Origin of the sequence: Actinoplanes sp. NBRC 101535 (genome assembly GCF_030269225.1) — a bacterium.
Taxonomy (GTDB): domain Bacteria; phylum Actinomycetota; class Actinomycetes; order Mycobacteriales; family Micromonosporaceae; genus Actinoplanes; species Actinoplanes rectilineatus.
The window spans coordinates 369249-377455 of sequence record NZ_BSSY01000009.1 but is presented as its reverse complement, the minus strand read 5'-3'; the positions used below and the strand labels follow the sequence as shown (position 1 = coordinate 377455).

General features: G+C 70.6%; 6 protein-coding genes. 2 read left to right on the top strand and 4 right to left on the bottom strand.

Features of this window, described 5'->3' with window-relative positions:
* Positions 1-140: 140 nt before the first annotated feature.
* Together QSK32_RS26100 and rpmB are read right to left on the bottom strand one after the other, a co-directional pair.
* Positions 141-1295 (bottom strand): endonuclease domain-containing protein, encoded by a 1155-nt coding sequence (locus QSK32_RS26100; RefSeq protein WP_285473407.1) that lies wholly within the window; start codon positions 1293-1295, stop codon positions 141-143.
* 138 nt (positions 1296-1433) lie between these two features.
* The gene (gene rpmB, locus QSK32_RS26095) at positions 1434-1625 is read right to left on the bottom strand and encodes a 50S ribosomal protein L28 (protein ID WP_026207002.1); all 192 of its coding nucleotides are present in this window, start codon (positions 1623-1625) and stop codon (positions 1434-1436) included.
* Positions 1626-1801: 176 nt separating this feature from the next.
* Between rpmB and QSK32_RS26090 the strand changes: the two genes are divergently transcribed.
* Positions 1802-3481: a DAK2 domain-containing protein gene (locus QSK32_RS26090; RefSeq protein WP_045741391.1), complete on the top strand. Its 1680-nt coding sequence runs from the start codon at positions 1802-1804 to the stop codon at positions 3479-3481.
* A complete protein-coding gene (recG, locus tag QSK32_RS26085) occupies positions 3478-5670 on the top strand; it encodes an ATP-dependent DNA helicase RecG (protein WP_285473406.1) in 2193 nt (730 codons plus the stop codon). Before QSK32_RS26090 ends, recG begins: the two co-directional genes overlap by 4 nt.
* Positions 5671-5742: 72 nt before the next feature.
* Here recG and QSK32_RS26080 read toward each other — a convergent pair whose 3' ends face one another.
* Both QSK32_RS26080 and QSK32_RS26075 read right to left on the bottom strand, forming a co-directional pair.
* The gene (locus QSK32_RS26080) at positions 5743-7053 is read right to left on the bottom strand and encodes a hypothetical protein (protein WP_045741393.1); all 1311 of its coding nucleotides are present in this window, start codon (positions 7051-7053) and stop codon (positions 5743-5745) included.
* Between the two features lie 104 nt (positions 7054-7157).
* On the bottom strand, positions 7158-8177 hold the full coding sequence (locus QSK32_RS26075) for an LPXTG cell wall anchor domain-containing protein (protein WP_285473405.1): 1020 nt from the start codon (positions 8175-8177) through the stop codon (positions 7158-7160).
* Positions 8178-8207: the final 30 nt, after the last annotated feature.

Genomic DNA, 8207 nt, shown 5'->3' with positions numbered 1-8207 from the left:
CACCCACTCCGCCCGCCCACTCCGCCCCGCCGATCTTGGTGCACTACCCATCGCCGGCGGTGGCCAACGCACCAAGATCCGCCTCGCCCAGCCCCGCCTCGCCCCGTCTGGCCGGTCGGTCTCGTCCCGTGGGTCTCGGCTCACCCGCCGATCTTGGTGCGTTGATCGTTGCCGGCGATGGGTAGTGCACCAAGATCTGCTCGCGTTCCGCCTTCGTCTCGCCCCGTGTGGTTCGGTTCGCCGATCTTGGTGCGTTGGCCACCGCCCGCGATGGGTAGCGCACCAAGATCTACGGGGCGGGGCGGGGCGGGGCGAGGCGTGGCGTGGCGTGGCGTGGCGTGGTGGGGTGGGTTAGTGGGGAGGGGAGGGGAGTGGGAGAGGGCGGCCTTCAGTTGGCTGATCACGTCTTCGGGGTGGTGGCGGATTGCCCAGGCGGGGAAACGCAGCACCCGGTCGCCGGGGAGCCACAGCGCGTTCTGGCGTCGCATGTCGGCCCACCACTGCTGAACGTCCATGTGGTGGCTGCCGTCCACCTCGATGTGGAGACGGTGTTCCGGGAAGTAGGCGTCGAGGTAGCGCCGCCGGCCGGTGGCATCCCGGCGGGTCTGCTGGAGCACCGGCGTCGGCAGGCCCGCCCCGCGGCACAGTCGGAGGAAGTCGGCTTCGGGGAGCGACTGTGCGCCGCCGGCTGCGCAGTCGAGCGCTTCCGTCATTGCGGCGTGATGGCGGGCGCGGGGGAGCGCGGACAGCACTGATCTGATCGCGTCGATGTGGGTCAGGCGTTGCTGCAGGCCGGCGCTGACGATCGCCCACGCGCGACGCGAGGAAGGCTGCCACTGTGCGGCGTCGACCAGTGAACGGGCGGGTGCCGTCGACGGTGGGCGCCCGTCGGGTTGCGGGTCGAAGCCGGCCGGGACGGTGGTGCGGTGGGCCACGACCCCCGTCGGCACTCGGCGGGGTGCGAAACCCCGGTCGGGCAGCAGTACGTGGATCTGCGTGTCGTCGAAGCCGCGGAACCCGGACAGTTCGAGTGAGGTGAGGCCACCGAGCCAGGCTTGACGGCCGGCGAGGGTGCCCAGGACGGCGATCCACAGGTGGGCGCGGCGTAGGACGGGGCCGGCGTGGGTCACGTAGACGGCACGGTGCGGTGACTGCCAGCGGCCGACGGCGAGGCGACGTTCGATCATCGGAGCGGTGAAGTGGCGTAGGGCCTGGTCACGGCTCAGCACATGGTCCTGGCGGTGCAGCAGGTCGTGGAGTTCGCGGGACATGACCGCTGCCAGTTCGGGGGACATGACCGGTGATGCTGCCGACCGGGCGGGAGCGCCGGGTGGGGCTGTGGATAACTTGTGGAGAAGGCGGAGATGCGTGTAGCCGCCCATCCCCGGAGGGAGGAGCGGCTACACGTACAAACAGTGAGCTCGAGGCTCAGGTCAGGCGCGCACGACCTTGCCGGCCTTGATGCACGAGGTGCAGACCTTGAGCTTCTTGGTCGTGCCGCCACCGGCCGGGGTGCGAACCGACTGGATGTTCGGGTTCCAGCGGCGGTTGGTCCGCCGGTGCGAGTGGGACACGTTGTGGCCGAAGCCCGGCCCCTTGCCACAGACGTCGCAAACGCTAGCCACGGGATACTCCTGGGTTTGAAACGAAAACTGACCTGATCCAAAAAATCGGGGCGCCCAGCAAAACACATCGTCCAGGCAACCCGGCAAGGCTACCCGATGCCACCGGAGAACAGCCAATCGCCCCCGGTCAGGGTGCGTGCCCGGCGATTGTCGGGGGTGGTTAGTACGCTTTTCGCGTGCTGGACACCCTCGATGCCGCCGCGGTACGCCGCTGGTGCGACGGTGGGCTGGCCTCCCTCCGCGCGCATCAGCACGAGATCGACGAGCTGAATGTGTACCCCGTGCCGGACGGTGACACCGGCACCAACCTGGTCCTGACCATGGTCGCCGCCCACGATGCGCTGGCTGCGGCCCCGGATGTGCAGGTGATCACTTCCCGGTCGGACGGATCCGGATCGGGTGACCGGGACGCTTCCGGGATGTGGCAGGAGCCACCGGAGGAGCCGAGGGCGGGACCCGCCGGCCGTCTGATGCGGCTGATGGCCCGGGGCGCCCTGCTCGGTGCGCGCGGCAACTCCGGCGTGATCGTGTCGCAGATACTGCGCGGGATGGCCGACTCGTTCGCGGCGTCGGTCGCGGTCCGCGGCGTCGAGCTGGCCGGGGCGCTGCGCACGGCGACGGAGGCCGCCTACGCGGCGGTGGCCCGGCCGGTCGAGGGCACGGTCCTCTCGGTGGTGGCGGCCGCGGCCGAGGGCGCCGGCCGGATCAAGTCGGACGACCTGGTGGCGGTGGCCCGGGCGGCGGCGGCCGCGGCGTCGGAGGCGCTGGCCCGCACCCCGCAGCAGCTGCCGGTGCTGGCCCGCGCCGGAGTCGTGGACGCCGGCGGCCGTGGCCTCTGCCTGCTGCTGGACGCCTTGGTGGCGGTGGTCACCGAGGAGACCACCGACATGAGGACCGCCGCCGAAAGACCGTCTGGCCGGCCGCCGGGAGCAGCCGTGCCACACCACCACGCGGCGGCCGGCGAGGTGGCGTACGAGGTTCAATACCTACTGGACGCCACCGAGGAGAGCGTCGCCCGGCTGCGGACCGTCCTCGACGGCCTCGGGGACTCGCTCGTCGTCGTCGGGACCGGCGACGGCGATCCGCCCACGTGGCATGTGCACGTCCACGTCACGGACATCGGTCCCGCCGTCGAGGCGGGGATCGAGGCCGGTCGCCCGTACCAGTTGAAGATCTCCGCTCTGGAGGAGAGACGCCCGGACCGTGACGCCCGTGGCGCGGTCGTCGTCGCCACCGGTGACGGGCTCACCGCGCTGTTCGAGGCGGAGGGCGCCACCGTCGTCGAACGCAATCCGTCCACCGCCGAGATCCTCGCCGCGATCCGGGCCACCGGCGCCGGGACCGTCGTGCTGCTGCCCAACGACGCGAACACGCATGCGGTGGCCGTCTCCGCAGCCCGGGAGGCCGACGGCGAGGGCATCCGGGTCAGCGTCGTGCCCACCCGCTCGCCGGTGCAGGCGCTGGCCGCGCTCGCCGTCCGGGACGACCAGCGGCCGTTCGCCGACGACGTGATCGCCATGGCCGAGGCGGCCGGGGCGTGCCGGTACGGCGAGGTGTGCACCGCCCAGCGTGACTCGTTCACCGTCGCCGGTCCGTGCCGTGCCGGTGACCTGCTCGGTCTGGTCGACGGTGAGGTGCACGTCATCGGCACCGATCCGACCGAGGTGAGCCACCGGCTGCTGGACCGGATGCTCGGCGGCGGCGGTGAGCTGGTCACCCTGGTGCTCGGCGCGGACGCCCCACCGGAGCTGGGCGAGAGCCTGCGCGGTCACGTCCACCGGACGTGGCCGTTCATCGAGTTGCAGTGTTATGCGGGCGGTCAGCCCCGTTACCACCTGTTGGCAGGAGTCGAATGACCACGACCGACACCCCGTTGACCGAGGTGCTGAGCGCGAAGCAGGCCAAGGACTTCGCCACCCACCTGGACCTGCACACCGCGGGCGACCTGATCTATCACTTCCCGAGGAGGTACGACGAGCGCGGCGAGCACACCGACCTGCGCCGTCTGGAGATCGACGAGCAGGTCACCGTGCTGGCGCAGGTGCAGGGGATCGCCGTCAAGCCGATGCGGGCGCGCAAGGGCAACATGCTCGAGGTGACCATCGGTGATGGTTCCGGGGCCACGTTGACCTGCACGTTCTTCAATCAGGCGTGGCGTGAGCGGGAGTTGCGCAAGGGCGTCTGGGGACTGTTCGCCGGCAAGGTCACCGATTTCCGGGGGAAGCGTCAGCTGAACGGCCCGGCCTATCAGCTGCTCGCCGCGGACGCCACGCAGGACGATGCGGCCGCCGAGATCGAGGAGTTCGCCGGGGCGATGATCCCGGTGTACCCGGCGGCGGCCGCGGTGCCGACGTGGACGATCGCGAAGGCGGTGGCGAAGCTGCTGGAGACGTTCGAACCGCCGGACGATCCGATGCCGGCCGCGGTCCGGGCGAAACGGAACCTGGGCGGCATCGGGACGGCGTTGCGGGAGATCCACCGGCCGAGCTCCGACGAGGCGCTGTACAAGGCGAAACACCGGCTGAAATGGGACGAGGCCTTTGCCGTACAGCTGACTCTCGTGCAGCGTAAAGCGCGGGCCGCGGCAGCGCCCGGCACCGCACGGCCTCGCGGGGAGAACGCCGGGGAGGGGTTGCTGGCGAAGTTCGACGCCGGGCTGCCCTACGAGTTGACCGAGGGGCAGCGGGCGGTCGGCGAGGAGATCGCGGCGGATCTGTCCCGGCCGCATCCGATGCACCGGTTGTTGCAGGGTGAGGTGGGTTCCGGCAAGACGCTGGTGTCGGTGCGCGCGATGCTGCAGGTGGTGGACGCCGGCGGGCAGGCCGCGCTGCTGGCGCCGACCGAGGTGCTCGCGGTGCAGCATTTCCGGGGCATCAGTGCCCAATTGGGTGCGCTGGGCCGGGCCGGTGAACTGGACGGCGATTCGGCGGGCACCCGGTTGACCCTGGTCACCGGTTCGCTGGGGGCGAAGGCCCGGCGTGCCGCGCTGGCCGAGCTCGCGGACGGGAGCGCCGGCATCGTCGTGGGCACACATGCCCTGTTGTACGAGGGAGTCGACTTCCGCGATCTCGGCCTGGTGGTGGTCGACGAGCAGCACCGGTTCGGTGTGGAGCAGCGGGACGCCCTGCGCGCGAAGGCGTCGCGGCCGCCGCACGTGCTGGTGATGACGGCCACGCCGATTCCGCGGACGGTGGCGATGACCGTCTACGGCGACCTGGAGACGTCCGTGTTGTCGCAGTTGCCGCGGGGCCGTTCGCCGATCGCGTCGCATGTGATCCCGGCGATGGACAAACCGGCCTATCTGGACCGGGCCTGGGTGCGGATCCGCGAGGAGGTGCGGGCCGGGCATCAGGCGTACGTGGTGTGCCCACGGATCGGTGACGGGCCGGAGGACGAGGACGCCCCGCCGCCGGACAACGAGCCCGCCCGCCGGCCGCCGCTGGCCGTCACCGAGGTGTTGCCGCTGCTCGAGGAGAAATACCTCAAGGGCCTGCGGATCGGCATGCTGCACGGCAAGATGCCGCCGGACGAGAAGGACGCGGTGATGCGGACGTTCGCGGCCGGCGACCTGGACGTCCTGGTGGCGACCACGGTGATCGAGGTCGGCGTGGACGTGCCGAACTCCACGGTCATGCTGATCATGGATGCCGACCGGTTCGGGGTGTCCCAGCTGCACCAGTTGCGCGGACGGGTCGGCCGGGGTTCCGCACCCGGCATCTGCCTGCTGCACACCGAGTCGGCCGAGGGGTCGGCCGCCCGGGAACGCCTGGACGCGGTGGCCTCCACCACGGACGGCTTCAAGCTCTCCGAGATCGACCTGGAGCAGCGCCGCGAGGGTGACGTGCTGGGCGCGTCGCAGTCCGGCAAGCATTCGCATCTGCGGCTGCTGTCGCTGATCCGGGACGAGAAACTCATCAAGGAGGCCCGGGCCGAGGCGTCCGAGCTGGTCGGCGACGATCCCGATCTGTCCCGGCATCCGGCGCTGGCGGCCTCGGTCGCCGCGCTGGTCGACCCGGATCGCGCCGAGTTCCTCGAAAAGGGATGACGAAAGGCGCGCCGGCCCCCGCGGACCGGCGCGCCTTCCTCCGTGCGTCTATCAGGCGGTTCCCCGCGTGTATCAGGCGGTGAAGTTCACCTTGCGGCGACGGGCCATGAAGAACAGGCCGACGCCGACGATGAGCAGCAGGGCCGCCCCACCGGCGATGCCACCGGCGGCGGCGCCGGTCAGCGGCAGGCTCTCGTCGTCACTGACCGGGGTGGTCGCGACCGGGGTGGTCGACGGCGACTCGCTGGGGGTCGTCTCCTCGCTCGGGGTCTCCTCGGCCGGGGTGCTCGGCGACGGGGAGGTCTCGGCGGCCGGGGTGACCGGCGGCAGGGTGGTCTCGCCGCAGTTCGCCGGCTTGGTCCAGACGACCTCGCCCTTCAGCGCGTCCAGGTCACCCTCGACCTTGACCTTGAGGCCCTCGGAGCCGACGAAGGCCACGTTCTCGGTCTTGCCTGGTGCCACGGTGACGGTCTGCGCGTCGCCCTTGTTCGGGGTGAAGGTGACGGTCAGGTCCTTGCCCTCGGCCGGGTTGGTGACGGTGAAGCCGAGACCCTCGCAGGCCTGGACCACGGAGGCCTCGGGGGTGGGCGCCTCGACGGTCTTGCAGTCCTCGGGCTTGGTCCACTCGCCGCGGTACAGCTCCTTGTCACCGGAGTTCACCACGATGCCCTTGGCGTTGGCGGCCGGGATGACGACGGTCTTCGGCTCCGCGCGGGCCGCGAGCTTCTCGGTGGTGGTGAAGCCGTCGGCGGCGGCGATGCTGAACGACGAGCTGAAGGTGCTGCGGTTGATCAGCTTCAGCGCGACGTTGCCGTCACAGTCGGACAGGGCCTCGACGGCCGGCTCGGCCTTGCAGGTGCCCGAGCCGCCGTTGTAGTACGCGTGCTGCGGGTTGCCCGGGACGGCGGTCGACTGGTTGCCGGGCTTGCTGCCCTCTTCGCCGACCTTGCGGTTGCCGTAGCGGTCGCTCGAGTCGGTGAGCGGGTTGATGACCGTGTCACCGAAGACGAAGTCGACCTGGGTGAAGCACTGCGGGACCTCGACCTGGAACTCCAGCTTGTTCGACTGGAGCTTGGCCGCGGTGGCGGGCTCGAACTTCTTCACCGAGGTGTCGAGCACGTGCTGCGGGGTGGCGAACCGTGCCGACGGGGCGGTGTAGGAGACCAGCGTGAACGACTGCTCGGCGCAGAGCGGGCCGTTGAGCAGTTCGATGCTCGCGGTGCCCGCCGGGCCGTTGAAGGTGTGCTGGTACTTGGCGTCCGCGGGCTGGACGCAGGTGGTGGTGGCGGACGCCGGGGAGGCGATGCCCACCAGGCCGGTCAGGCCGAGGAGGACACCGGCCGCAACGGCAGCAGCTCGGTGGATGCGGGGGATGGTGTTCATATTTTTGTGGGCACTCCAGAAGAGGGGAACGAGCAGGGCGCGCCGATTGGTGGTCGGCGCGCCCTGTGAGGTGCCGTGTTACTGAGGTGGTGCTACCTGCGGAATCAGGCGGTGAAGTTCACCTTGCGGCGGCGGGCCATGAAGAACAGGACGCCACCGACGGCGAGGAGACCGGCGGCACCGGCGGCGATGCCACCGGCGGCCGCACCGGTGACGGGCAGGCCGCCACCCGAGCCACCGTCGCACTCACCGTCGTACTCGTAGGGGATCGTGACGGTCTCGGAGAACGACTCGCCCTCGTAGGTCACCGCGATGGTGAGGTCGATCGAGAAGCCCTCGGTCGCGCTGAAGGTCTCGCTCTTCTTCTCGCCCGGGGCGATGGTGAGGTCGCGCTCCTCGCCCTTGCTGGTCTTGTAGTGCAGCTTGATCGCGATGCTGTCCTCGGGGTTGTCGAACCCGATGGTCATCGTGGTGCAGGTGACCTCGAAGATCGGCTCGGGCTCACCCGGGAGGCTGTCCGGCAGCGGGCTGTCCGGGGTCTCGCTGGCGCTCGGGGTGGGGGAGGCCGTGGTCGAGGTGGACTCGGACGGCTCCGGGCTGGTCGACTCGGAGACGCTCGGCTGCGGCGACGGCTCGTCCGACTGGCTCGGGCTCGGCGACGGGCTCTCCGGCGTCTTGCCGCAGGTGCCGTCGAAGTAGGCGGTGTCCGAGGCGGGCAGCACGGTGTGGCCGTTGTCGAACTCGGTGACCACGGTCAGGCGCGCGTACTTCTTGTCGGCCTTGACCCGCTGCTGGGCGGTGATGGGGGTGTTCGCCGGGTTGGTGAAGTCCTCCGTCACCTTGAAGCCGTCGAAGTCGACCGGCTTCTCGCCGCCCGGCTTGCCGTTGCCGACGGCGGCGTCGACCGACTTGAAGCGGAAGTTGTTCACACCCTCGGGCGCGTTGCCGGTGACGGTCCACTCGACGACCCAGTCGCCCTGGGCGGTGTCACACCAGGCGTTCTTGGCGATGCTGGCGTCGGTGGCGAACGCGGGGGTGGCAACGACGGCGACGCCGGCCAAACCGAGGACGGCGCCGGCGGCCAGCCCGGCCGCGCGACGGAGCGGGGATTGAGACAGGTTCACGCCTTCTCCTGTGACATGGGGGTCAAGAGG